Source organism: Bradyrhizobium sp. URHA0013 (genome assembly GCF_000518345.1).
In the GTDB taxonomy this organism is placed as follows: Bacteria; Pseudomonadota; Alphaproteobacteria; order Rhizobiales; family Xanthobacteraceae; genus Bradyrhizobium.
Genome location: NZ_JADK01000003.1, coordinates 771,821 through 797,140, shown reverse-complemented (window position 1 = coordinate 797,140; position 25,320 = coordinate 771,821). Strand labels below are relative to the sequence as shown.

The window sequence follows — 25,320 nt, the reverse complement described above, 5'->3', positions numbered from 1 at the left end:
ACCGATACACCGCCAGGTGAAGTGCGTTAAGGCCGCAAAATGCGGGCAGATTGCCGCGAGCGGGAGAAAATGGGTTGGCGTGGGAGTCTGCCGACGATAAGGATGCAATTCCAGCGATTTCGTACCCGGAAGGTGGATGGCTTCCCTCGACAGTGTCAGCCTCGCCATATTGCTCGGCGCCGTCCTGGTGTTGGCCGGGATCCTGTCAAGCCTGCTTGCGCTGCGCTTCGGCGCGCCCCTTCTGCTCGTCTTCCTCGCGATCGGCATGCTCGCGGGCGATTCCGGTCCCGGACAGCTGCAGTTCGACGACGTCCGAACCACCTATCTGGTCGGCTCGGTCGCGCTCGCCCTGATCCTGTTCGACGGCGGCTTGCGGACCCGCTTTGCCAGCATCCGCACCGTGCTCGCGCCTTCCATGGTGCTCGCGACCGTCGGCGTGCTGCTGACCGCGCTGATCACGGCGCCGTTCGCGAAATATGCGCTCGACCTCAACTGGACGGAGTCGCTGCTGGTCGGCGCCGTGGTGGCCTCGACTGACGCGGCCGCAGTGTTCCTGCTGGTGCATACACAGGGCCTGCGCCTGCGCCCGCGCGTCGGCGCGACGCTGGAGGTGGAATCCGGCACCAACGATCCCTTCGCGATCTTCCTGACCCTGATGCTGGTCGAGTACATCTCGCTGGGAACAGGCACGGCCGCGCATGTGCTGATGGAGTTCGCCCAGGAGGCCGTGCTGGGCGCCGTCGTGGGGGTGATCGGCGGGCGTCTGGTCGTCATCGCGCTCAACAAGGTCGCGCTGCCGCAGGGCCTCCACGCGCCGTTTGTCACCACCGCCGCGCTCGTCATCTTCGGCGGCTCGCAGATCATGCACGCCTCAGGCTTCCTCGCGGTCTATCTCGCCGGCATCATCATCGGCAACCGCCCGACGCGCGCGCATAATTCGGTGGTGGCCTTCCTGGACGCCGCGACCTGGCTGGCCCAGATCGTGATGTTCGTGCTGCTCGGCCTGCTGGTCTCGCCGAGCCGGCTTGGCGGCAGCGTGCTGCCGGCGGTGGGGGTCGCATTCGTCCTGATGCTGGTGGCGCGGCCGATCGCGGTGTTCGTGTGCCTGGCGCCGTTCCGCTTCAACTGGCGCGAAAAGATCTTTATCGCCTGGACCGGCCTACGCGGCGCGGTCGCGATCTTCCTGGCCTCGATCCCGATGCTGGTCGGGCTGTCGAAGGCCTATCTCTATTTCGACGTCGCCTTCGTCGTCGTCATCATCTCGCTCCTGCTGCAGGGCTGGACCCTGGGGCCGGCCGCGCGCAAGCTCCATGTTGCGCTCCCGCGCGCCGAACGCGGCCCGCGCCGTGTCGAACTGGATCTGCCTGGGCAGCTCGAGCAGCAGCTCGTCGGCTATCCGGTGCGGTCCAAGAGCCTGTATTTTCGCCGCGGCCTGATCCCGTCCTGGTCGAAGCCGACGCTCGTGATCCGCAAGGAGAACATCTTGACGCCGGCGGAAGCCGAGCCGATCGCGCCCGGCGATTACATCTATCTGCTGGCGCCGCCGGAAAAGGCCGAATCGCTCGACCGTTTCTTCGTCGACATGCAGCCGAGCTCGGCGCCGGACCCGCATCTGCTGGGCGACTTCATGGTCTCCGGCGAGCACACGCTCGCTGAGCTCGCGGAGATCTACGGCGTGAAGGCCAGCGAAGACGAGAGCAAGCTGACTTTGGCCGATTATTTCGACGTCCATCTCGACCGCGCACCGAAAGAGGGCGCCGAGCTCGTGCTGGATCCGATCGTACTTGTGGCGCGCTCGATCTCCGGCGGCCGCGTCAATGTCGTCGGCCTGCGCCTTCCGGAAGACGAAGAAACGCCCGCGCCGTTGACCCGCAGGCAGGCCCTGCGGCGCAAGCTGGCGGAGCTGTGGACGTCGGTGGCGGGGGTTTAGGGCTCGCGAGAGTGAGAGCTGCCACCATACCCTCACTGTCATCGCCCGCGAAGGCGGGCGATCCAGTATTCCAGAGACAGTCGTGATAGAGCCGAGACGCCGCGGCGTACTGGATGCCCCGCCTGCGCGGGGCATGACACCTTCCGTGTGGCGAAGGCCGCCGCAGATCACACCCCCGTCGGCACCACCTGCATCCAATGCCGCGCGATCGCCGCGCGCGGCGCGATCCACGCGGCGCCGCTTCCGGTGATGTGTGCGAGGATCCGCTCCAGCGCACCGATGCGGCCGGGGCGGCCGATCATGCGCAAATGCAATCCGACTGACATCATCTTCGGCGCTGCCTCGCCCTCGCGCCTGAGCCATTCGAAGGCGTCAATGACATAGTCGGCGAAGTCGTCTCCGCTGAAACGCGCGGCGTTGTAATACTGCATGTCGTTGGTGTCGAAAGCGTAGGGCAGCACCAGATGCTGTTGGCCTGCAACCTCCCTGTAATAGGGCAGGTCGTCATTATAGGCGTCGCTGTCGTAGAGGAACCCGCCGTCTTCGACCAGCAGGCGCCGCGTGTTCGGTGAGGTCGCCGAGCGTGTGTGCCATCCGACCGGGCGCTGCCCGGTGGCGCGTTCGATCGTCGCCACCGTCTTCGCGATGACCTCGCGTTCGCTCGCTTCGTCCATGTCGGCGTGGCTCTGCCAGCGCCAGCCATGGGCCGAGACCTCGTGGCCGCGGGCAATGGCATCGCGCGCCAGCTCCGGCGAACGTTCGACCGCGCGGCCACAGGAGCTTACCGTCGCCTTGACGCCGTAGGCGTCGAACAGGTCCATGATGCGCCACCATGCGGCGCGCGTGCCGTATTCGAAATGACTGTCGATGCAGGAATCCGGGCCGTCGAGCTTGTGGACCACTTCGTAGATCGCCTCGTTGTCCACATCGCCATCGTTGACGGAAAACTCCGAACCCTCCTCGAAATTCACCACCAGCGACACCGCGACGCGCGCGCCGTTCGGCCAATGCGGATTGGGCGGCTTGCCGCGATAGCCGACGAAGTCGCGTTGTGAGACGGGTTGATTTATTTCGCTCATGGATCAGTCCGAGGTTCCGGCCATGCGATGCAGGCCGACGACGCGGTCGCTGACGAACAGCAGGATCACCGTGCCTAGGAGGATGAGGGTGGAGAGCGCAGCTAACGTCGGATCGGGCGCTTCCTCGATATATTGCAGCATGCGGATCGGCAGCGTCTTGGTGCGGACGTCGGCGAGGAAGATCGACACCGGATAATTGTCGAACGAGGCCAGGAACGAGAAGATCCCGGCGATCAGGAATGACGGCGCCAAGGCCGGCACCATCACCCGCAGCACGCTGCCGGGATAGGTGCAGCCGAGCGTGCGCGCCGCCTCGATCAGCGTGAAGTCGAATCGCGAAAGACCCGCGATCATCGTGCGCGCGACGTAGGGCAGCGTGATGACGAGATGCGCGACCAGCAGCGTCGCCCAGGGCGCGGTGAACCCGACTGCGCGAAAGCCCTGCAGCAGCGCGATGCCGAGCACGAGGCCCGGCATCATCAGCGGCGACACCAGCGCGGTGGCGAAGATGTTTGCGCCCGGCAGCTTTCCGCGCGCGATCGCGATCGCGGCGAACGTGCCTGAGATCAGCGAGATTACGGTCGACAGCAGCGCGATCTGAAGCGACAGCAGCAGCGACGGCCAGAAGCCGTCGAGCCGGCCGATCTTGCCGTACCAGCGCGTCGATGCACCCGTGAGCGGCAGGTCGAACACCGGCGTCGGCGAGAAGCTTGCCGCCGCGATCACCAGCAGCGGCGCGATCAGGAACAAGGCCAGCGCGACGGCCATCATCCAGCAGACGGCGATTGCGGCGCGCGCCATCACTTCGGCTCCCGCGATAGTCGCGCGCTCAGCGTCACGATGGCAATCGCAATCGCCAGCAGCACGACGCCGGCGGCGGCGCCGAAGCCGGGCTCGCGCGCCAGCAGATAGGCTTTTGCAATGGCGGTCGCGAGCGTCGGATATTTCTCGCCGATCAGCAGCGTCGGCACCACATAGGCGGAAACCGAGAGCGAGAACACCAGCGCCACGCCGGCGATGATGCCGGGCAAGGTCAGCGGCAGGATGACGCGGACAAACGTCACGACCGGCGAGGCGCCGAGCGTGGCGGCGGCTTCGGCGTAGCGGGAATCGAGCTGGGCTACGATCGCGTAGATCGGCAGGATCATGAAGGGCAGGAAGATGTTGACGGCGCCGACGATCAGCGCGGTCTCGGTGAAAATCATGCGGATCGGATCTTCGATGATGCCGAGTGCCATCAGCGTCTCGTTGACGATGCCGTCGCTGCGCAATAGGATGGTCCAGGCGAACGCCTTGACGATGACACTGGCCGCCAGCGGCAGGAACAGCGTCGCCAGCAGCACGGAGCGCAAGGCGCCGCGGGCGCGCGCCAGCGCGAAGGCGGCGGGATAGCTGATCAGGAAGGCGATCAGCGTCGTCAGCAGCCCGAGCCGCAAGGAATTCCAGACCACGCCGAGATAATAGGGCGTGCCGAGCAGGCGCTTGTAGTTCGCGAAGGTCAGCCCGTTGGCATCGACGATGCTGACGCCCAGCAGCAGCACCAGCGGCAGCGCGAACACGCCGGCGATGATGACGAAGGACGGTAGCACGAATCCGATCGCGGCGAGCCGCTCGCGATCGACCGAAGGCGCGGCCACTGGCGCCGCAAGGGCCGCCTCGGTCATGCCTGCGCCTCCATCGGAAATGCAAAGGTCTCGGTCACCGGCCAGCTCAGGCGGATCTCGTCATGCACGACAGGGATCGCGCCGTCGCGCCCGGAGAGCTCGGCGAGCAGGCTTTCACCGGCCCCGGCATCGACGTCGACCAGTGTGCGTGAGCCCTGGAACACCACGGAGCGGACCCGGCCGGCGGCCGTATTCGCTTCGCTTTGCTCGCCGATCCGCAACTGCTCGGGGCGTGCTGCGACGATGACAGGCGAACCCGCCTGGAAATTGCCGAGCGCCGACAAGCGGCCGACCCTGGTCTCGACCTCGACCTTGCCGTTGCCGGCCGCCAGCACCGTGCCGGCAATCCGCGTCGAGAGCCCGACGAAGTTGAGTGCGAACAGGCTTGCGGGCCGCAGATACAGCTCGCGCGGCTCGGCGAGCTGCTCGATGCGTCCCTTGTTCATGACCGCGACGCGGTCGGACATGGTCAGCGCCTCGTCCTGGTCGTGCGTCACGAAGATCGCGGTTGCCTTCACGTCCTGGAGCAGGCGGCGCAGCTCGACCTGCATCTCCTCGCGCAATTTCCGATCGAGCGCGGACAGCGCCTCGTCGAACAGCAGCACGTCAGGCTCGACCGCGATGGCGCGCGCCAGGGCCACGCGCTGCTGCTGGCCGCCGGACAGCGCCGAGATGCGCCGGCCGGCGAGGTGGCCGAGCTTGACCAGCGACAGCGCGCGCTCCACCGCGGCGTCGATCTCGCGCCTGGCCGCGCCGCGCACCTTGAGCCCGAATGCGATATTGCCGGCGACGGTGAGATGCGGAAACAGCGCATAGCTCTGGAACACCACGCCGACATTGCGCTTGTGCGGCGGCACGTGGGTAACGTCGCGCCCGGCGAGTTCGACCTTGCCGGTGTCGGGTTGCGCCAGGCCGGCAATGGCACGGAGCAGCGTGGTCTTGCCGCAGCCGGACGGGCCGAGCAGCGTCACCAGCTCGCCGCGGCGGATGGTCAGGTCGATGTGGTCGAGGACCGTCGTGGGTCCGTATGTCTTGGAGACGCCGCGAACGACGAGATGCGGGGCGGCTTCGCTCATGTCATCTCCTTGCTCCAGCGGTCGACCCAGGAGGCGCGGTTCTTGGCGACGAACGCCCAGTCCGGCGCGAACAGCGAGGCTGGGTCCGGGAAGCCCGCCGGCGTGGGCGTGCCCTTGTTGGTCGGGGCGACGAAGGCCTTGTCGGCGAGGATGATCTGCGCTTCCGGGCTGAGGAAGAAGTCGATCACGGCATCGGCGAGATCGCCGGCCGGTGCGCCGTTCACCTTCGCTATTCCCGACGGCATCGCAAAGCCGCCGTCCTGCGGCACGGCGAGATCGACCGGCGACCCTTCCGCCTTGCGGATCAGCGTGTAGGCCGAGAACTGGCCGCCGATCATCCACGCCTCGCCCTGCTCCATCAGATTGATGGCCTGCGGCGCGTTGGTGTAGACGTTCAAGAGGTTCGCCTTCAGCTCCTTCACCTTCTTGAAGGCGGCGTCGATCTCGTACTGCGCCTCCTTGTAGGGCTTGCCGGTCTCGAGATGGGCGGCTGCGAGCAGCGTCCAGAAACCTTCGGTGTTCGACAGCGACGGCACGATCACCCTGGAGGCATATTTCGCATCCCAGAGGTCGGACCATTTGCCAGGCGCCGTCTTCATGCGTTTGGTCGAATAGGCGATGCCGGCCCAGGGCCGCTGATAGTTCGCCCATAGTCCGTCCTGATGCACCGCGCCGTCGACCAGCTTGCCGAGGTTGGCGATGGACGATGCCGACATTTTGGTGATCAGGCCGTCGCTGGCTGCCGGCAGCATCACCGGATCGTCCATGATGACGACGGAGATCTTCGGCGCGGCCTTGTCGGCCTGCATCTTCTGGAGATTGGTCAGCGAGTTTGTGCCCTCGTAGAGCACCTTGCAGTCGAGCTTCTTCTCCAGCACGGGAAACAAATCGGCATTGAAATATTTCGCGGCGCCCGCGGGGCCGCCGATGACGATCTCCCTGGGCGCGGCGCGCAGCCGCGCCGGAGCGGCGATGATCGCGGCCAGGGCCGCGCCGGAGGTCAAAACGCTGCGTCGGGAGGGGGTGTGCATGGGCATGTCCCGTTTGTTGTGCGTAAAGCTTGCAGCGGAGACGCAGCAAGCGCCATGCCAAATGTGCACATTTTCATAATTGCGATGTACATCAGTCAGTTAGCTGGATGATGGTTTTGGCGCCTGCGCGGCGCCTGCATGCCGGCGCAGCAAATGTGCACATTTTTTGGAGGTGACGCTGCGCATCCTTTGGGCCTAGCTACCGCCATGACGACGCAGCGCGGGCGAGACGGCAAAGAAAGCGGCAAGAGAAGCGGCAAAGGGCTCGGCAAGGCCAATCCGGCGGAGGACGAGGCGGTCTACCAGGCCATCCTGCACGCGTTGCTGGAGGGCAAGCTGAAGGCCGGGGCGAAGCTGGCCGAGCCGCCGCTCGCCGAGATATTTGGCGTCTCGCGCGAGCGCATCCGCAAGGTGCTGCATCGGCTCGGTGCCGAGCGGCGGCTGGAGATGATTCCCAACCGCGGCGCTCGCGTGCCGCGCCCGACGCTCGACGACGTCCGCAGCGTCTACGAGGCGCATCGCGTGCTCGAGGCCGGCGTGCTGACGCAGCTCGTGCGTCATGTCGACGACGCCCTGATCGAGCGGCTGACGGCGCATCTCGCCGAGGAGCGCGCCGCGGCAACGCGCGGTGACCGCGCCGCGTCGGTGCGGCTGTCGGGCGCGTTCCACGTTCATCTGGTGGAGGCGCTCGGCAATGCAGAGCTCTCGCGCTTCCTCGCCGATCTGCTCAGCCGCTCCTCGGTGATGGTCTCGGTCTACGAACCCGCCACCGATTCGATCTGTGCGGTGGACGAGCACGGTGCCATCGTCGAAGCGCTGCGTGCCCGAGACGTCGCGCGTGCGATTGCGGTGTCGCGCGAGCATTTCCTGCATGTCGAGAGCCGCCTGCATCTGGATGACGATGCGGCGCCGGTGAGTGAGGATTTGACGAGCGTGTTTGGCGCGGTGAAGCCGAAGCGGCGGAAGGCGTGTTAGCCCCACTGTCTCCCCAACGTCGTCCCGGCGAAGGCCGGGACCCATAACCACAGGAAGTTATTTGGCGAAGACCGCCTGCTATTCTTCGCCGGTACTCCCACTGCCGCCTACCGATAAAGCACGCGGTATGGGTCCCGGCCTTCGCCGGGACGACGGCGGTGGGTGCGACGGCCAGTATGGCTACGTCAGCACCTTCACCCCGCCGAACGACGTCACCCGGCCCTGCTTCAGCATCACGATCTGCGTCGCGAGCTGGCGCAGCTCGGCGACGTCGTGGCTGACATAGACCATGGGGACATTAGCCTCGTCGCGCAGCCGCACCAGATAGGGCAGGATCTCCAGCTTGCGGCCTTCGTCGAGCGCGCCGAGCGGCTCGTCGAGCAGCAGCAGGCGCGGCCTCGACAGCAGCGCGCGACCGAGCGCGACGCGCTGACGCTCGCCGCCGGAGAGTTTTCCGGGGCGGCGACCCTGCAGCGCGCCGATGTCGAGCAGCTCGATGACGCGCTTGTGCTGCGCCGGATCGGGCGCGAGGCCGTTCATCCGCCTGCCATAGTCGAGATTTTGCGCGACGTTGAGATGCGGAAACAGCCGCGCATCCTGGAACACATAGCCGATGCGGCGGCGCCAGGTCGGCACATGAATGCCGGCCGCGCTGTCGTCGACCGTCTCGCCGTCGATCACGATGGTGCCGCGGTCGGGCCGCAGCAGCCCCGCGATCATGTTGACCAGCGAGGTCTTGCCGGCTCCCGACGCTCCGAACAGGCCGATGACGCGGCCTTCGCTTTCGAAGGATGCGGACAGCGAGAATTCGCCGAGCTGCTTTTCGATGTCGACGCGCAGCATGGTCAATTCCCGTGCAAGCGCGCGGTGGCGCGGCGGGCGAACCATTCGGCCGCGATCAGCGCGCCGAGCGCCAGCACGATCGAGACGATCACGAGCCGTCCCGCGGCGGCGTCACCGTCCGGGGTCTGGATCAGCGAATAGATCGCGGACGAAATCGTCTGGGTCTCTCCGGGAATGTTGGAGACGAAGGTGATGGTGGCGCCGAATTCGCCGATCGCTTTCGCAAAGCCGAGCACCATGCCGGCGAGCACGCCGGGCAGCGCCAAGGGCAGCGTCACCGTGAAGAACACTTTGAAAGGAGTGGCGCCGAGCGTCTCGGCGGCCTGCTCGAGCCGGCGGTCGATCGCCTCGATCGACAACCGCATCGGACGCACCAGCAGCGGAAACGCCATCAGGCCGCAGGCAAGCGCAGCACCGGTCCAGCGGAAGGCGAAGACGATGCCGAGAGTATCGGCCAGAAAACCGCCGACGAGGCCGCGGCGGCCGAAGGTCAGCAGCAGCAGATAACCGGTGACGACAGGCGGCAGTACCAGCGGCAGATGCACCAGCGCATCGAGCACCGACTTGCCCCAGAAATCACGCCGCGCGAGCAGCCATGCCAGCGCAATGCCGAACGGCGTTGCCACCAGCGTCGCGATGACGGCAACCCTGAGCGAGAGCAGGATCGCCGTCCATTCGGCGGGAGAGATGTCGAGCATCAAATCGCAAATTAAGTGGAGGGGCTGGTCAGGAACTTGAAACCGTATTTTTCCAGAATGGTCTTGGCGGCGGTCGAGCGCAGGAAGGCGAGATAGTCGCTGGTCTCGCCCTTTGCTGTCGTGGTCGCAGCGACGGGATAGATGATCGCGGGATGCGAATCCGCCGGGAAGGTGCCGACGATCTTCACGCCGGGCTCGACCTTGGCATCGGTGGAATAGACGATGCCGAGATTGGCCTCGCCACGCGCGACCAGCGTCAGCGCGGCCCGCACGCTCTCGGCCATGGCGAATTTCGGCTCCGCAGCCTGCCAGGCTCCGAGGCTCGTCAGCGCCGCCTTGGCATACTTCCCAACCGGCACGGATTTGACGTCGCCGGTCGCGATCCTGCCGTCGCCGGCGAGCTTTGCGAGGTCAAAACCCTGCGCGATGGGCACGTTGTCGAGCCTGGAATCCTTCGGCGCGATCAGCACGATGCTGTTGCCGAGCAGATTGACCCGGGTCGGCTCGTTGATGGTCTTCCTGGAGATCGCATAGTCCATCCAGTCGGTGTCGGCGGAGACGAACACATCGGCCGGCGCGCCCTGCTCGATCTGCCTGGCGAGCACGGAGCTTGCGGCATAGCTGACGCTGAACTTGACGCCGGTCCTGGCGGTGTAGGCGGCGTCGACCTCGTCGAGCGCGTTCTTCATCGAGGCTGCCGCGAACACGGTGATGGTCTTGTCTTCGGCTCCAGCAGGCGAAAGGCTCGCGGCCAGAAGGAACATAGCCGAAAGCAGCACGGAAAGGCGGGACATCGGAAGCGCTCCATGCGCGCGTTCAGGGCACGCAAGGCGGCGCGCGCAAGACGGCGTTGGTTGAATTAGGCTTGCGACCGGCGGAAGCGCTGTTCCGGCAAGCCTGACGGACTTACGGTCCGGCAAGCGATCGCTGGGTCATCATAACAGGGTGGCCGAACAGGTCAAAGGCGACGGTTCGCATGGCGCCAACCAGGAATTCGTCATCGCGGCCTAGTGCGCAATTGCGCACTAGGCCGGGATGACCGCGGAGGCTTTACCGTTTCGCGTCGCCCGCGTGCAGCACGGCCTTGCACGCCGCCGGCATCTGCGCCAGCGTCATCGGCGGCTTCGGCTTCGGCGGCTCCGGTGGGGGGTTGGGGTGCAGCACGCCGTCGCTGAACCAATAGGCGAGATCGGAGGGCTTGCAGCCTTCGTCCTCGGATTGCGACGGCTGGCCCTCGCAGTCGCTCGCGCCCGCCGGGCAGTGCATGCGGATGTGGAAGTGATAGTCGTGGCCCCACCACGGCCGGATCTTCGACAGCCAGGAACGGTCGCCCTTGGCCTCCCGGCACAGCGCCTTCTTGATCGCGGCATTGACGAAGATGCGCTGCACCGCCGGCTCCTGCGCCGCGTCGCGCAGCACCAGCACATGGCCCGGCGTGAACACCTTCGGATCGATGTCGAGCCGGTCCGGGCGCACCATCATCACCGCCGACATGTCCTCGCGCTCCTCGCGCGAGAGCCGATGGTCCGGCATCGGCGTCAGCCAGATGTCGGCATCGAGGCCGATCTGGTGGCTGGCATGGCCGGACAGGGCCGGCCCGCCGCGCGGCTGGGCGATGTCGCCGACCAGGATGCCCGGCCATCCCGCGTCCTTGTGCGCCCTGGCGGCAAGCCGCTTGATCAGCGCGATCATCGCGGGGTGACCATAGCTGCGGTTGCGCGACAACCGCATCACCTGCCAATTGTCGCCGTTGAGCGGCATCTGCTCGGCGCCGCCGATGCAGCCTTTCACATAGGAGCCGATGACGTGCGCCGGTCCCTTCGACGGCAGCAGCTTGCGCGCGAACAGTTCCTTGGCGCCAATACTGGGATCGTTCGGATTGGCGAGCGGCGGCAGCGGCTTTGGGTTGACGCTGCCCTTGTCCTGGGCCAGCGCGTCGCCGGCGGCCAGGAGCGTCATGACGAGCAGGAGAGGGGCGAGGCGGCGGGGACTCATGTTGACATTCTTATAGCCCAACACCGCGTCAGGGTTAAGAAACAGTCCCTCCGCTGAAATATCGTCTCGAAGTCGTAGTTCCCGGTGCGTCGGCCGGCCGATTTTTAACAATGCGATAACCCTCTCATGCATTGACCAAAATTCGTGCGCGGGACGCGTACTCACCCCCTTCTGCATGCAAGCGCGCGCGATCCCGGAAATAATTCAAGGCAGCGCGCAATTTTGCGCCATCTCGTTCTCCGATGACGACAATGCGATGCGCCTGGAGCGCCCATCGGCGCTGTCGCGCCTTGCAAACGGGCAATGAGGGCTGTTTTTTCGAGAGTGCCAGACCTGCCTCCCATCGCCATACTACCCAAGATTACCTTTCTTTCAGACACTTGCCCCAAGAGTTGCGGTCGCTGGGCGCGACTGGGACGAGTGAAGTTGAGTTTGGGGTTTCGAAAGCCAAAAAAGCGAAAGGGAAGCGTGCTTGGCAGGTCCGGCCTGCACCCGCGCAAGCCGCGCTTTGCGCGCGCCCCTCATCCTCCGTCCGAACGCGACGAAGGTCTGCGCGGCCGCGCCGAGGCCGCGATCGCGGAAGCGCGCAAATCCCATGAGCGCCTGCGCCAGGCCATCGAGATCCTGCCGCAGGGCATCGTGTTTCTCGATGCCGAGGGCCGCTACGTCCTCTGGAACAAGCAATACGCGGAGATCTACAGCAAGACCGCCGATCTGTTCGAGGAAGGCGCGCGCCTCGAGGACACGCTGCGCATCGGCGTCGCCCGCGGCGACTATCCAGAGGCTGCCGGCCATGAGGAAGAATGGATCGCCGAGCGGCTGCAAAAGCTCTATCAGCCCGGCGCGCGCCACGAGCAGAAGCTGGCGGACGGCCGCGTCATCCTGATCGACGAGCGGTTGACCGACGACGGCGGCGTCGTCGGCCTGCGCGTGGACATCACCGAGTTGAAGCAGCGCGAAGCCTCGTTCCGCCTGCTGTTCGACGGCAATCCCGTCCCCATGATCGTTTGCGCACTCGACGACGAGCGCATCCTCGGCGTCAACGATGCCGCGGTCGCCCATTACGGCTACAGCCGCGCCGAGTTCGAGCTGCTGACGATCCGTTCCCTTCAGGCCTTCGACAGCGAGCCGCCCTGGACCACCGATTCGGCCGGCGAGGAGCAGGCCGGGCGCACCTGGAAGCACGTCAAGGCCGATGGCGCCCTGATCGACCTTGCGATCTATTCGCGCGAACTGACCTATGCCGAGCGGCCCGCGGTGCTGCTCGCGCTGATGGACATCACCGAGCGCAAGCGCGCCGAGGCACGGCTCGCCTTCATGGCCCAGCATGACGGGCTGACCGGTCTGCCAAACCGCAATCTGCTGCGCCAGCAGATCGACGAGATGCTGCTGCATACGAGGCGCAGCACCGACAAGGTCGCGCTGCTGATGCTGGGGCTCGACAATTTCAAGGCGGTCAACGACACGCTGGGACACGCGATCGGCGACAAGCTGCTGCGCGGTGTCGGCAAGCGGTTGCGTTCGACCTTGCGCGAGGAGGACGCGCTGGCGCGGCTGAACTCGGACGAGTTCGCAATCGTGCAGAGCGGCCTGACGCGTCCCGAGGATGCGGTGCTGCTGGCCAAGCGCCTGCTGGAAGCCATCGCCGATCCTTATCTGCTCGACGGCCATTCCGTGGTGATCGGCGCCTCCATCGGCATCGCGATGGCGCCGGGCGACGGCGACGATTCCGAAAAGCTGCTCAAGAGCGCCGACATGGCGCTGTCGCGCGCCAAGCTGGATGCGCGCGGCTCGTTCGCGTTCTTCGAGGCGGCGCTCGATGCGAAAGCGCAGACCCGCCGCAAGATCGAGGTCGAGCTGCGTGATGCCATCCAGAACGACGTGCTGCGGCCGTACTACCAGCCGCTGATCGACCTCCAGAGCGGCCGCATCACCGGCTTCGAGGCGCTGGTGCGCTGGCCGCATGCCGAGCGCGGCATGGTCTCGCCGGCCGAGTTCATTCCGGTCGCGGAAGAAACCGGGCTGATCAATCCGCTCGGCGGCCTGATGCTGCGCCGGGCCTGTCACGATGCCGCGACCTGGCCGGACGACGTCCGCGTCGCCGTCAACCTGTCGCCGCTCCAGTTCCGCAGCGGCAATCTGCTTTCGGTGGTGACGGATGCGCTGAAGCATTCCGGCCTGCCGCCGCGGCGGCTCGAGCTCGAGATCACGGAAACGCTGCTGCTGGAGAAAAGCGCCCAGGTGCTGGCGACGTTGCACGCGTTGCGCGCGCTCGGCGTGCGCATCTCGATGGACGATTTCGGCACCGGCTATTCCAGCCTGAGCTATCTGCGCAGCTTCCCGTTCGACAAGATCAAGATCGACCAATCCTTCGTGCGCGATCTCGGCGCCAATCGCGAGGCCCAGGCGATCATCCGCTCCATCGTCAGCCTCGGCAAAGGCCTCGGCGTCACCATCACCGCCGAAGGCGTCGAGACCGAAGCCGAGCTGAGCTGTCTGCGCACTGAGGGCTGCGACGAAGGCCAGGGTTTTCTGTTCAGCAAGGCCCGGCCGAATATCGAGATTATCAGTCTACTCGCCGCGCAACGGGGCATCGATGGCGCCGACGAGGACGCCGCAATGGTGGCCTAGGCTGCGGGATGCCGGCTTGCGTCTTGAGTTGGGCACAGTTGCAATTCAGTGGCCGACAAATGTTACGGCCTCGGCAGGAGCGGTTTCATGGGACCGCACGAATACGAAGCGGGATGCCGCGGGAATCTGAGCATCGGCGCTGCCATCCTGGCCGATGAGGATGAGTCCCGCGCCGCCATTGGCTACATTCAAGATGACGGGGGCGCCCTGCCAAGTCCTGATTGGCTCCATTCCGATGATGAGAAATTCGCCGATCGGCTGGTCGAAATATTGAAGCCTCAGTTGTGGTCCGACTTCTGCAGCCGCAAGGCCGAAGCCCAGCTGTTTGGCGCGCGCATAGATGTCCGCCAGCAACGCAGTGTCGGTCCGAAAGCCCAATTCGGCCGCCGACACCGCGAAAAGCTCCACGCTTGTTGTCGTGGCGCTGACGGTAAACGTCGGTCGCGCGAGAATTTCGCCAGCCGAGTTTCCGATGCCGCAACCTGCCGCATCCAACGCGTTACCGAGGGCGAAGACATTTGCAAACGTCCCGATCCTGATCGTCTTCCACGCCGGGACATCGACGGCGGATCTGATTGGGATTTGCGGCCCGTCAGAGCGCGCTTGCTTGAGCTTCAGGTGATTCCGCAGGACGTCTCGTGCCGAGCATTGCGCCAGGGCTTCGCTCGCGAACAGGACAGTGCATGCGATGCAGAGGATGGCAACAATGAAAATGCTACGTTGGTGCCATCCCGGCGAATGATGCCGTATGGAATGGCAACTGACTTTCTTGCCAGCTGTTCGGCCCATAACGGACCTCTCTTGCGCAAAGGCAGCGCGCTAGAAACAATTCAGAATTATCACTTCCAAATGGTCGGCGCGGTCACAGCGGAAAAGCTGTTGTTTTTGTAGCTATAGAAATTGGTCCGGCAAAATCCACAAAGGTTCAGCGACAAAGACGCCGGTTGGCGAACTCAATATAGGTCAGCGTGCGTGCACTGTCGCAACTGGTCGACGTCAGCAGTCTCCGGAAAGGATCATCTTACCGACGTCTTCGTAATGCGTGTCGCGCGCCTGGATCTGCTGCGCGATAGCATGAATGTCGCGAAACCGTCGTTCGAACGGATTGCTGCGGAATACGGCCGTGGCGCCGGCCATGTGATAGGCGGTGTCGACCACCCTGGCCGACTGGTGAATGGTCCAGGTCGCGGCGAGGCGAACCGAGCTCCGATGCGCCGCGCTGAATTCGCCGGTCGCGCAGAGATCGCGCCACATCGCACTTGCCGTCGCATAGAGATAGGCGCGCGCGGCCCGCAGGTCGCCCTCGGTGCGGCCGATCAGGCCTTGGACCGCTCCGTTGTCGCGCATGGCGCTGGCCGCCAGCGACTGATGCTTGCCGCGCGCCAGCGCGATCGCGGCATCCAGTGTGGCGCACGCCACGCCGAGCGACACCCCGGCAAAGCCGAGGCTGAAGGTCGAGCCGGTGCCGATCCTGTAGAGCGGCCCCTTCTCGCGTAGCGCGGACGGGACGTCACGAAACGCGGTGAAGCGCTCGGGGATGAAGAGGTCGGCGACCTCGTAGGAATCGGTGCCGGTGCCCGCGAGCCCGATCGCCTGCCAGACGTCGTGCAGCACGGCGCTCGCGACCGGAAACAGGATGGTGCGCACCTCCGCCGAGCCGTCGGCATTCTTGCGCGGCGTGCCGTCGGCGCCGACGATGCGGACATGTGCCCCGAGCCAGCTCGCCTGCCGCGAGCCCGAGGCAAAATCCCAGCGCGCCGTGACGCGATAACCGCCCTTGACGATGCGCGCCTCGTGCGCGATCGCGCCCCAGGCGAGGATGCCCGGCGCCGTGTTGAAGATCTCCTGCGCGGTGTCGTGGTCGAGCGAGGCCGCGATCATCGCGCAGACCGCGCATTGACCAAGGCACCAGGCGGTGGAGGCATCCGCTTTCGCGATCTCCTCCAGCATCTGCATGAAGGCTTCCGGCGGCGCTTCGCCGCCGCCAAGACTTTGCGGCAGCAGCGCGCGATAGAGCCCATTCTCGATCAGCGCAGAGACGACGGCCGGCGTCAGCCGCCGCGTCCGCTCGATCTCGTCAGCCTCGCTGGCAATGAGCGGCGCGATGGCGCGGGCGCGTTCGACCAAGCCAACCCCGGGAGTTGCGTTCATGTCAGCGTTTCCTCGCCCATTCTTGGTGTGAGCGGTAAGTGGCGCGATGGTGGTCTATTTGGTGGGGACGATCAAGATCGTATCCCGGCGCTTGGCTCCGACCCGTCACCCAGAGGCGCGAGCTTAGCGGCGCGAATGCGCCGCTGGGCGAGCCTCGAAGGGCGACGGCCCGGCTGCATCGGGGCCGTTCATCCTTCGAGGCTTGGCCTGCGCTGCATTCGCATCGCATGCCGCGCGCCTCAGGATGACGGATAGCAAGCGCGTGGTTCAGTGATCGGCTTGTCGCGCAACCAGACTTAATGTTACCATCTGTAGCATATTCGAGGTCGCCCATGAGGCACGCGATGAAGAGGCCAATCCGCCGCGCTGCGGCCGCCGCCGAAGCGCCGAAGCTGACGCTCGCGCACGCACCCAAGCTCGCGCATGCGCCCATGAGCGACATCATCGATGCTCTGGCTGACGGGCAGATCACCTCCACGGCGCTGACCCAATTCTATCTCGGGCGCATCGAGGCTTATGACCGCGATGGTCCGATGCTCAACGCCGTGCGCGCGCTCAATCCCGATGCGCTCACGATCGCGGGCAAGCTGGACGAGACTAGGCCGTCGGCTAAACGACCATTGGCCGGCGTCCCGATATTGCTGAAGGACAATATCGCAACCGGCGACAAGCAGCCGACGACGGCGGGCTCGCTGGCGCTGGAGGGCGCACGCGCCAGGCGGGACGCCACCATCGTCAAGCTGCTGCGCAAGGCCGGCGCGGTGATCCTGGGCAAGGCGAACTTGACGGAATTCGCCAACATCCTCGCGATCGACATGCCCTCGGGCTATTCATCGCTGGGCGGCCAGGTGAAAAACCCGTACGTGCCGACGCTGATGGACGATCGTGGCATCCCGGTCGTAGACCCGGGTGGCTCAAGCTCGGGCTCGGCGGTCGCCGTGGCGGCGGGCCTGTGTGCGGTCTCGATCGGCACCGAGACCTCGGGCTCGCTGCTGCATCCTGCCAGCCGCAATGGCCTCGTCACGGTCAAGCCGACCGTCGGGCTGATCAGCCGCACCGGCATCGTGCCGATGGCGCATAGCCAGGACACTGCGGGGCCGATGACGCGCACGGTGCGCGACGCGGCAATGCTGCTGAACGTTCTGGCCGTCAGCGACCCGTGCGATCCCGTGACGGAGCGGCAGCGCAGGCCGGCCGATTACACGGTCGACCTCGTACGCGATGCGATGAAGGGTGCGCGCATCGGTGTGCCGAGCGATCCCGCCGATCCGCTGAACGATTGCTTCTACGGCAAGCTGCCACCCGACGGGGCCAAGCTGATGGCCGAGGTCATCAAGGTGATGGAGGATCTGGGCGCCGTCATCGTGCGCGCCAACATGCCGACACGCGGTTGGATTGCCGGGCCGGGCACCGGCATGGCCGTGCTCAACCGTAATCCGCTCAGCCGCAACAAGGGCAATCCGACCGGCTCGCCGATCGTGTTTCTCTACGAGCTGAAATACGGGCTCAATCTCTATCTCAGGGATTGGGCAACCAATACCGATATCAAGACTATGGCCGATATCATTGCCTTCAACGCGGCGAATGCGGACAAGGCGCTGCGCTTCGGCCAGGACCTGTTTCTCGCCGCCGATCTCACCAAAGGCGATCTGAGCGAGCGCGAATACAAATCGGCCCGTGCCATGGACTTGCTCGCCGCCAAGACGTGCGGCATGGACGCCTATATGAATCAGCACAAGCTGGACGCTGTCCTGTTCCCGGGCGCGACCGGCGCAGCGATTGCGGCTAAAGCGGGCTATCCCAGCGTCATGGTGCCGGCCGGCTTCCTCTCGGAAGCGGGCGACAAGGATACGCCCGACTATCCGCTCGGCGTCAGCTTCGCCGGCCGTGCCTGGAGCGAGCACAAGCTTTTGCGTCTGGCTTATGCCTACGAGCAGGCATCGCAGATGCGCAAGCCGCCGCCCGGTTTGATCGCGCTTTAGAATCTGGTGCTGGTTCGATCAGCAGCCCCGGCAAATGCCGGAGATCTTGCGGTCGACGTTGGCATCCTCCCTATCAAGGAAAATCCTCCGGTCCTATGGTTGTCGTGGGAGCGTCGGCAGCGTGCGGCTGACGGTGGCCGACCGGCGCCGTCCAGGGCCTCGTGGTCGTTTCCTTTCCGGGCAGCGATGGATGGGAAGATTGCGCCGAGACTGTGCCTATCGTTGATACGATCGCGACCACAACCAGCATCCTTGAGGTGATCATAGGTGTCTCCAAATGATTCCCGCATGCATGCGCGGTTCTGACGTCTGATTTGGATCGGATACCCGTTATTCCCCGTCGTAGCGCAGGCGTGATGACGCCCTAGCCCAGCGTGGGAATGAAATGCGGCAATTGACGTCGGAGGGCCGCCAAAGCTCGCGCTGGCGCCAGGAAACAAGTCCCGCTGCCCGGGCGTTATCTTCCTTCGGAAGAACGTGGTATTCCCACAAAGCAGGCAGCGATTTTTGACCTCCAACCGGCAGCGCCAAATGTCCTCGTCTGAGCCCCCGATGATACGCAGTGACGCAGCCCGCCGAGGGCGGAGACAGACGAAGACCCTGCTGCTGATTTTGGCCGTCGGATTTCTCGTTTTCGGAGCCGCTGCGGGTATATTGTATTACGCGCTGCGGCCGATAACTCTCCGGATTGCCGTCGGACCGCCGGGAAGCAACGATCACAAGGTGATCGAGGCGATGACCGAGGCCTTTGCCAGCGAAAGCAGGACTGTAAAGCTGTCTCCGATCGTGACCGCCGGGGCGGCCGAAGCTCTCGCTCTGCTCGGTGCCGGCAAGGCCGACCTCGCGGTCGGTCGCGGCGATCTGGAAATGCCGGCGGACGCGCAAACAGTCGTCATCTTGCGCAAGAATTTCGTCGTGCTGTGGTCTTCTTCGGGAGTTGCGGGCAAGGGCTCCAAGCGGAAACCGGCGCCGAAAATCAAGGAGGTCGCCGATCTCGAAGGCCGCAAGGTGGGAGTGATCGGCGGGACGCCGGCGAACGCCGCATTGCTGAGGGTCATCCTGAGCGCCGCCGGGGTGGCAGCGGACAAGGTCACGATTAGCCAGTTCGGCACGGGCCAGATTGAGGAGCTGGCGCGCGACCCGAGCCTTGACGCCTACATGGCGGTCGGTCCGCTCGACAGCAAGATAACCGCCGACGCGGTCGCCGCGACGGCGCGGACACGTGGCGAGCCCAAATTTCTCGCGATCGACGCATCGGAAGCCATCGCCTTGAAGCATCCGCGTTATGAATCGGAGGAAATTCCACCAAGCATTTTCAATGCGAGTCCGGCCTGGCCCGATGACAAGGTGGAGACTGTCAGTGTCAGTCATTTGATCGTCGCACGGAATGCCTTGTCCGAAACGACAGTGGCGGCGTTTTACCGCCAGCAATTCGCCCTCCGGCAGGCGATTGCCAGGCAAGTGCCTGGCGCTGCGCAAATCACCAAGCCGGACACCGAGAAAGAAGCCGAGCTGCCAGTACACCGGGGAGCGGCGGCCGTGATCGACGGCACTGAGCGCACCTTCCTCGACAGATACGGCGACTACTTCTGGTTTGCGCTCCTGCTTCTCTCCGGCATTGGTTCGGCCGGCGCCTGGCTGCGTCAATATCTCAATCGGGATGAAAGGGACGAGAACACCGGCCATCGCAACAGAATTCTGGCCCTGGTTTCCAGGGTGCGCACCGCGGAGTTCGACCACGAACTGCTGGCTATGCAGCAGGAGGTCGACGCCATCATCGAGGAAACGCTTGGCTGCTACGATGACGGCGCCATCGAGGAGGAGGAGCTGGCAGCCTTTGGCCTGGTGCTCGAACTGTTCGATCATGCCCTCAGCGAGAGGCGCGCAGCGTTGCAAACGGCTCCTTCGAACGTGCTCGCCGCGCGGCGGTAGCGATACGATAAGCCCGCTGGCCGATGAATCCTGGAGAACAGCCAAACCCTACATCGAATCCTTTAGCAGGCGCTCCATGATGATCGTGCGTTCGTCACCATGATAGCTGTCGTGCACCGCCTTGAACCCGAGCCGCGCGTAGAAAGTCTCGGCGGTGACGGAAGAAGGGACGGTCAGCGAAGCGACGTTTCGTGCGCGCGCCGTGCGCTCGATCTCGGCCATCAGCAGCTTGCCGATGCCCCCGGCCTGAACATCGGGAGCCACGAAGACCATGCGGACCACGTTTCCGTCGAGGCTTGCTGTTCCAACTATGCGGCTGCGGATCGTGGCGACAAACACGGTGCGTTGTCCGATCAGCCGCCGCACGGCATCGGGACTGAAACTATGCGCGATCCTTTCGATGATCTCGTCCGCATAGTCCTTCGCGTTCGTTTCCCGCAGCGCCCGCAAGATGATAGCACTGATCCCATCGGCATCATTCGCGAGTGCGGGCCGGATTGTGCATTCCATGGGGCGCTCCAACCGTCGCTGTAGGTCCGCGGCCGTAAACAGCCAATGCCGTTCGGCCGTCCCGCCATGCCTCGCAACTGCAAGCTATTGCAGTCCCAGACCGCTGCAGTACCACGCCATATCTTCGTGTCTCCAGCCGCGCTTGACGCCTGACTCCTTGCATTCGTTGTAGGTCTTGAAGTTTGCTCCGTTTCGGCAGCCTGACGGGTAGCTCCCAAAGCCGCCACCCGAGGTGGAACATGCGACCGAGCTGGCCGCCGTGGTCGGGGCGGCCATCGCTTTGGGAGCTGCGTTCGCTGATGTGATCGACAGAATCATCAAGCCCCCCAGCGCAAAAACCGAAGCTTTCATTGCCTTCTCCTGATTGGCGGATGCCTGATACGATCTAAGGATGTGTTGTAGCAGTAAATGCAACCTGAATGAAAGAGCCCGCGCGGCAGGCGCTTTCTGGTTTTTTCCGTTCGACAGCAAACCGCGACTGCGTTGTTCCTCGAAAGGAACGGTCGGGAGCTCAAGGCGTTTGAGGTAGCGAAAGGACACTCCCATGACCGAAAAATTCGATCCGGCACCGCCGGACAAGAACGCGGAAGATCTCAAGCGTGGCATCCGACGCGACAAGGCCAAGGACGACGAGTTGGACAAGGGCTTGAAGGACAGTTTCCCGGCGTCGGACCCGGTGAGCAGCACCCAGGCGTCCAAGGCAACACCGGACGCATGAAGGAGGGATAGACTATGGGCCTCGCAGCCTATGATATTGTTGGCAGGGACGGTGCCTGGCACGTCGACCACGATGGCGAAGTCCGGAACACTTACCAGACCAAGGAAGCCGCTTTCGAGGCGGCCGTTGCGGCGGCATCGCTCGCCATGCGGCAGGGGCACTCCGTCCGGCTGACGGTGCCGGAGAGCGAGAACGCCGTCGGCGCAGAAAATTCGGGCGGATGACCTTCGAGGGCATTCTGATTCTACACGGCCGCCAGCAAATGGGCGGGCGCGAACGGCTTGTGCAAAAAGGTCGTGTTGGGCGGGAGGGGCGCCATCACCGTCCCGGACATCAGCACGATGTTGAGCCCGGGATGCGCACTGCGAGCGTACTCCGCGAGCTCGAGCCCGGTCATTCTCCCAGCGAGGTTGTGATCAGTGATGAGCGCCCGTAGCTCATTGCCAGTAGACGCCACGATTAGCTCCGCCGCTTCTGCGGTGGCACATTCGACGACTTCGAACCCTTCGTCCTTAAGAAGGTCGGATAGAACTTCGCGCTGGAGCGAGTCGTCCTCGACCAGCAGCATGACGAAATTCGACATGCGGTCATTCCCAACTTATCGGATGTTAATGCGCTTCTTCGAGGATTGTTCGGTTGTGGTGTCTTCGTTCGGCGCTCCCGTTCGCCACGGCATGATCAGTCGAACATGTTGCATTCTCGTTGAGGTTTCGACGGAGGCGCCGAAGCGGGGATCGAACAGGAGTGGCCATGGCAATCGTCTTCATCACGGGCAGCACGGACGGTTTGGGACGCGCAGCTGCCCAGTCTCTCCTCGAACAGGGCCACCAAGTCGTCCTGCACGCGCGATCGGTGGAACGTGCGGCGGCAATCGCCGGGCTTGAATCGCATTCCGCACGGGTCGTGATCGGCGATCTCAAGAGGGTCGCCCAGACGAGGCACGTGGCAGACCAGGTCAACGCAATCGGACGAATGGACGCGGTCATCCACAACGCCGGGGTCTATACCGAGCGCAGCCGCGGCCCGACGCCCGAAGGCCACGCCACCACCCTGGCGGTCAACACGCTCGCGCCCTATTTGCTCACCGCCCTGATGAAACGCCCCGATCGGCTGGTGTATCTCAGCAGCGGACTCCATCGCGGCGGAGAGGGATCGTTGGGCGATCTCGACTGGACGAGGCGAACCTGGGATCCGGCCAAGGCGTATGCGGAGAGCAAGCTGCACATGGTCGCATTGGCCTTTGCCTTGGCGCGGCGTTGGCCGCAGGTGCTGAGCAACGCCGTCGATCCCGGCTGGGTCCGCACCAAAATGGGCGGTGCCGGAGCGCCGGTCGGCGTGGCCACCGGACAACGGACGCAGACCTGGCTGGCGGTGAGCGATGATCCCGCCGCCCTGGTCAGCGGTCGTTACTGGCATGACCTCCGGCAACAAAAGCCGGCGCACGAAGCGACCGATCCCGATTTTCAGGAGAGACTTCTCGACAGGCTGGGCGAGTTGACCGGGGTGACGTTGCCTCCGGCATAGAAGCGATTCGCCCGAAGCGCGTAGGATGGGTAGAGCGGAAGCGAAACCCATCAAACTTCTAGACTGCGTTCGTCGGCGATGGGTTTCGCAAGAGCTCAACCCATCCTACGAGCTGATCGGGCGTTGGTCCGAATGACCGGAATGTGCACCGATGCCTTGTCGATCCGGTGTTTCCTCCGAAGACCTCGCGTGAGGTCCGTCAGACGTCCGTCATCGGAAGCACTTCCAGCTTCGCTGCTGATTTTTCCAACAAGGAGGCCTGACCCGTCCGCCGAGGGTCATTCCGATAGTTTTGAAAGTCTGCATCGGATGCGAAGCTGACGATGTGCATCTCGATGGTGCCATCAGGATTTCGAAGCCGCCGCTGCAGACGTCCGTTGAACTCGGGCAAGAGCGGCAGAACCGCATCCTCGTAGGCTCGAAAGTCCGCGACCCCCTCTGCCGGTATTCTGGCCATGAGTACGAGCGTGATTGGGTTGGTTTGATGGGACATCGCCGCCTGTCGATCGCACCGCTGCCATGGTCCCATCATGCGCCTGTTTTGCCCGACGGGTCAAATCCGATTCGTAAAATCGAAAGTTCAAAAAAAGCCCAATGTCAACAACGTGCCGGCTACTGTGCATGGGGTTGTTTTCGCGTTTTTTAATTGTCCGGCCCCAAAATACTTCGCCGGCCCGCCTAATCCTCCCCGAGATGGCCCGGCCGCTCGCCTCAGCTGTCCACCTTCAGCGCGGCGATGAAGGCTTCCTGCGGGATGTCGACCTTGCCGAACTGCCGCATCTTCTTCTTGCCTTCCTTCTGCTTCTCCAGAAGTTTGCGCTTACGCGTGATGTCGCCGCCGTAGCACTTTGCGGTGACGTCCTTGCGCAGCGCGCGCACCGTTTCGCGCGCGATCACCTTGCCGCCGATCGCTGCCTGGATCGGAATCTGGAACATGTGCGGCGGGATCAAATCCTTCATCTTCTCGACCATGGCGCGGCCGCGGCCTTCGGCGCGGGTGCGATGCACCAGCATCGAGAGCGCGTCGACCGGCTCGTTGTTGACGAGGATCTGCATCTTCACCAGATCGGCCGGCTTGTAGTCGGTGAGATGATAGTCGAACGAGGCATAGCCCTTGGAGACCGACTTCAAGCGGTCGTAGAAGTCGAACACGACCTCGTTGAGCGGCAGATCGTATTTCACCATGGCGCGGGAGCCGACATAGGTCAGCTCCTTCTGCGAGCCGCGGCGGTCCTGGCACAGCTTCAGCACGCTGCCGAGATATTCGTCGGGGGTGAGGATCGTGGCCTCGATCCAGGGCTCCTGGATCTCCGCAATCTTGACCACGTCCGGCATGTCGACAGGATTGTGAATCGAGATTTCCTGCCCGTCGGTCAGACTCATCTTGTAGATCACGCTCGGCGCGGTCGCGATCAGGTTGAGATCGAATTCCCGCGACAGACGCTCCTGGATGATCTCCAGATGCAACAGCCCGAGGAAGCCGCAGCGGAAGCCGAAGCCGAGTGCGGCCGAGGTCTCCATCTCGTAGGAGAAGCTCGCATCGTTGAGGCGCAGCTTGCCCATCGCCGCGCGCAAGGTCTCGAAGTCATCGGCGTCGGCGGGGAACAGGCCGCAGAACACCACGGGTATGGCCGGCTTGAAGCCCGCCAACATCTCGGTGACAGGCTTCTTGTCGTCGGTGATGGTGTCGCCGACGCGGGTGTCGGCCACTTCCTTGATCGCGGCGGTGATGAAGCCGATCTCGCCCGGGCCGAGTTCGTCGACCTGCGTCATCTTCGGGGTGAAGAAGCCGACGCGCTCGATGTCATAGGCCGCGCCCGTGCCCATCATGCGGACCCGGCTGCCCTTCTTCATGACGCCGTCGACGACGCGGATCAGCACCACCACGCCGAGATAGACGTCGTACCAGCTGTCGACCAGCAACGCCTTCAGCGTCGCCTCGCGGTCGCCCTTCGGCGGCGGCAGGCGGGTGACGATCGCCTCCAGCACATCGGGCACGCCGAGGCCGGTCTTGGCCGAGATCATCACGGACTCGGAGGCGTCGATGCCGATGACGTCCTCGATCTGCTGCTTGACCTTCTCCGGCTCTGCGGCGGGAAGGTCGACCTTGTTCAGGACCGGAACGATCTCATGCCCCGCATCGAGCGCGTGGTAGACGTTGGCGAGCGTCTGTGCCTCCACGCCTTGACTGGCATCGACCACCAGCAGGGAACCCTCGCAGGCCGCCAGCGACCGCGAGACTTCGTAGGCGAAGTCGACATGGCCGGGCGTGTCCATCAGGTTGAAGATGTAATCCTTGCCGTCCTTGGCGCGGTAGGCGAGGCGCACCGTCTGCGCCTTGATGGTGATGCCGCGCTCGCGCTCGATGTCCATGGAATCGAGCACCTGCTCCTTGCCCGCCATTTCACGGTCGGTGAGGCCGCCGGTCATCTGGATCAGGCGGTCGGCCAGCGTCGATTTGCCATGGTCGATATGGGCGACGATGGAGAAATTGCGGATGTTGGAAATGGGGACGGTCGTCATGGGCGCGGGATACCACTCACACCCCCGTGCGGCAACCATATTGCTGTAATTTCAGGGC

At 64.5% G+C, this 25,320-nt stretch carries 24 protein-coding genes; 8 read left to right on the top strand and 16 right to left on the bottom strand.

Features of this window, described 5'->3' with window-relative positions; genetic code table 11:
- Positions 1–136: 136 nt before the first annotated feature.
- Positions 137–1,930, top strand: coding sequence for a potassium/proton antiporter (locus tag N551_RS0103990; RefSeq protein ID WP_027565851.1), 1,794 nt, complete (start codon positions 137–139; stop codon positions 1,928–1,930).
- 167 nt (positions 1,931–2,097) lie between these two features.
- On the opposite strand, the gene N551_RS0103985 is transcribed toward N551_RS0103990, so the two are convergent.
- The 5 genes from N551_RS0103985 to N551_RS0103965 are packed head-to-tail and all read right to left on the bottom strand — an operon-like array spanning position 2,098 to position 6,780.
- The gene (locus tag N551_RS0103985; RefSeq protein WP_027565850.1) at positions 2,098–3,009 is read right to left on the bottom strand and encodes a polysaccharide deacetylase family protein; all 912 of its coding nucleotides are present in this window, start codon (positions 3,007–3,009) and stop codon (positions 2,098–2,100) included.
- A gap of 3 nt (positions 3,010–3,012) precedes the next feature.
- A complete protein-coding gene (locus N551_RS0103980; RefSeq protein ID WP_027565849.1) occupies positions 3,013–3,810 on the bottom strand; it encodes an ABC transporter permease in 798 nt (265 codons plus the stop codon).
- Positions 3,810–4,673 (bottom strand): ABC transporter permease, encoded by an 864-nt coding sequence (locus tag N551_RS0103975; RefSeq protein ID WP_027565848.1) that lies wholly within the window; start codon positions 4,671–4,673, stop codon positions 3,810–3,812. Before N551_RS0103975 ends, N551_RS0103980 begins: the two co-directional genes overlap by 1 nt.
- Positions 4,670–5,749 (bottom strand): ABC transporter ATP-binding protein, encoded by a 1,080-nt coding sequence (locus tag N551_RS0103970; RefSeq protein ID WP_027565847.1) that lies wholly within the window; start codon positions 5,747–5,749, stop codon positions 4,670–4,672. Before N551_RS0103970 ends, N551_RS0103975 begins: the two co-directional genes overlap by 4 nt.
- Positions 5,746–6,780: an extracellular solute-binding protein gene (locus tag N551_RS0103965; protein WP_027565846.1), complete on the bottom strand. Its 1,035-nt coding sequence runs from the start codon at positions 6,778–6,780 to the stop codon at positions 5,746–5,748. Before N551_RS0103965 ends, N551_RS0103970 begins: the two co-directional genes overlap by 4 nt.
- A 207-nt stretch (positions 6,781–6,987) precedes the next feature.
- Here N551_RS0103965 and N551_RS35180 point away from each other — a divergent pair, with 207 nt between their 5' ends.
- Positions 6,988–7,755, top strand: a complete 768-nt coding sequence (locus N551_RS35180; protein WP_051462604.1) for a GntR family transcriptional regulator — start codon at positions 6,988–6,990, stop codon at positions 7,753–7,755.
- 180 nt (positions 7,756–7,935) lie between these two features.
- On the opposite strand, the gene modC is transcribed toward N551_RS35180, so the two are convergent.
- The 4 genes from modC to mepA form a co-directional block, all read right to left on the bottom strand.
- Positions 7,936–8,598 carry a molybdenum ABC transporter ATP-binding protein gene (gene modC / locus N551_RS0103955; RefSeq protein WP_027565845.1) on the bottom strand — a complete coding sequence of 221 codons (663 nt, stop codon included), beginning with the start codon at positions 8,596–8,598 and terminating at the stop codon, positions 7,936–7,938.
- 2 nt (positions 8,599–8,600) lie between these two features.
- Positions 8,601–9,296, bottom strand: a complete 696-nt coding sequence (modB, locus tag N551_RS0103950) for a molybdate ABC transporter permease subunit (RefSeq protein WP_027565844.1) — start codon at positions 9,294–9,296, stop codon at positions 8,601–8,603.
- An 11-nt stretch (positions 9,297–9,307) separates the two neighbouring features.
- Positions 9,308–10,090 (bottom strand): molybdate ABC transporter substrate-binding protein, encoded by a 783-nt coding sequence (gene modA / locus N551_RS0103945; protein ID WP_027565843.1) that lies wholly within the window; start codon positions 10,088–10,090, stop codon positions 9,308–9,310.
- Positions 10,091–10,346: 256 nt separating this feature from the next.
- Entirely contained in the window at positions 10,347–11,291 is a 945-nt protein-coding gene (gene mepA / locus N551_RS0103940; protein WP_027565842.1) for a penicillin-insensitive murein endopeptidase, read from the bottom strand.
- Between the two features lie 468 nt (positions 11,292–11,759).
- Here mepA and N551_RS0103930 point away from each other — a divergent pair, with 468 nt between their 5' ends.
- Positions 11,760–13,922, top strand: coding sequence for an EAL domain-containing protein (locus N551_RS0103930; RefSeq protein ID WP_027565841.1), 2,163 nt, complete (start codon positions 11,760–11,762; stop codon positions 13,920–13,922).
- 45 nt (positions 13,923–13,967) lie between these two features.
- Here N551_RS0103930 and N551_RS39190 read toward each other — a convergent pair whose 3' ends face one another.
- A complete protein-coding gene (locus tag N551_RS39190) occupies positions 13,968–14,711 on the bottom strand; it encodes a hypothetical protein (RefSeq protein WP_027565840.1) in 744 nt (247 codons plus the stop codon).
- A gap of 207 nt (positions 14,712–14,918) precedes the next feature.
- A complete protein-coding gene (locus N551_RS0103920) occupies positions 14,919–16,073 on the bottom strand; it encodes an acyl-CoA dehydrogenase family protein (protein WP_027565839.1) in 1,155 nt (384 codons plus the stop codon).
- Positions 16,074–16,417: 344 nt separating this feature from the next.
- On the opposite strand from N551_RS0103920, the gene N551_RS0103915 reads away from it, so the two are divergent.
- Positions 16,418–18,055, top strand: coding sequence for an amidase family protein (locus N551_RS0103915; protein WP_027565838.1), 1,638 nt, complete (start codon positions 16,418–16,420; stop codon positions 18,053–18,055).
- A gap of 552 nt (positions 18,056–18,607) precedes the next feature.
- Positions 18,608–19,987: a TAXI family TRAP transporter solute-binding subunit gene (locus N551_RS0103910; protein WP_245287727.1), complete on the top strand. Its 1,380-nt coding sequence runs from the start codon at positions 18,608–18,610 to the stop codon at positions 19,985–19,987.
- Positions 19,988–20,035: 48 nt separating this feature from the next.
- Here the strand turns inward: N551_RS0103910 and N551_RS0103905 are convergent, their stop codons facing one another.
- Both N551_RS0103905 and N551_RS37730 read right to left on the bottom strand, forming a co-directional pair.
- Positions 20,036–20,497, bottom strand: a complete 462-nt coding sequence (locus tag N551_RS0103905) for a GNAT family N-acetyltransferase (RefSeq protein ID WP_027565836.1) — start codon at positions 20,495–20,497, stop codon at positions 20,036–20,038.
- Positions 20,498–20,581: 84 nt separating this feature from the next.
- Positions 20,582–21,037, bottom strand: coding sequence for a hypothetical protein (locus tag N551_RS37730; RefSeq protein WP_155809428.1), 456 nt, complete (start codon positions 21,035–21,037; stop codon positions 20,582–20,584).
- Between the two features lie 4 nt (positions 21,038–21,041).
- Here N551_RS37730 and N551_RS38635 point away from each other — a divergent pair, with 4 nt between their 5' ends.
- Both N551_RS38635 and N551_RS0103890 read left to right on the top strand, forming a co-directional pair.
- Complete coding sequence (locus N551_RS38635; protein WP_167552273.1) at positions 21,042–21,215, top strand: hypothetical protein; 174 nt, start codon at positions 21,042–21,044, stop codon at positions 21,213–21,215.
- A 14-nt stretch (positions 21,216–21,229) separates the two neighbouring features.
- Entirely contained in the window at positions 21,230–21,439 is a 210-nt protein-coding gene (locus N551_RS0103890) for a hypothetical protein (protein ID WP_027565835.1), read from the top strand.
- 20 nt (positions 21,440–21,459) lie between these two features.
- Here N551_RS0103890 and N551_RS0103885 read toward each other — a convergent pair whose 3' ends face one another.
- Positions 21,460–21,798, bottom strand: coding sequence for a response regulator (locus tag N551_RS0103885; protein ID WP_027565834.1), 339 nt, complete (start codon positions 21,796–21,798; stop codon positions 21,460–21,462).
- A 167-nt stretch (positions 21,799–21,965) separates the two neighbouring features.
- On the opposite strand from N551_RS0103885, the gene N551_RS0103880 reads away from it, so the two are divergent.
- Complete coding sequence (locus N551_RS0103880; protein WP_027565833.1) at positions 21,966–22,739, top strand: SDR family NAD(P)-dependent oxidoreductase; 774 nt, start codon at positions 21,966–21,968, stop codon at positions 22,737–22,739.
- Between the two features lie 199 nt (positions 22,740–22,938).
- Here the strand turns inward: N551_RS0103880 and N551_RS0103875 are convergent, their stop codons facing one another.
- Both N551_RS0103875 and lepA read right to left on the bottom strand, forming a co-directional pair.
- Positions 22,939–23,232: a hypothetical protein gene (locus N551_RS0103875; protein ID WP_027565832.1), complete on the bottom strand. Its 294-nt coding sequence runs from the start codon at positions 23,230–23,232 to the stop codon at positions 22,939–22,941.
- A 218-nt stretch (positions 23,233–23,450) separates the two neighbouring features.
- Entirely contained in the window at positions 23,451–25,262 is a 1,812-nt protein-coding gene (gene lepA, locus N551_RS0103870; RefSeq protein ID WP_018460061.1) for a translation elongation factor 4, read from the bottom strand.
- Between the last annotated feature and the right edge of the window lie 58 nt (positions 25,263–25,320).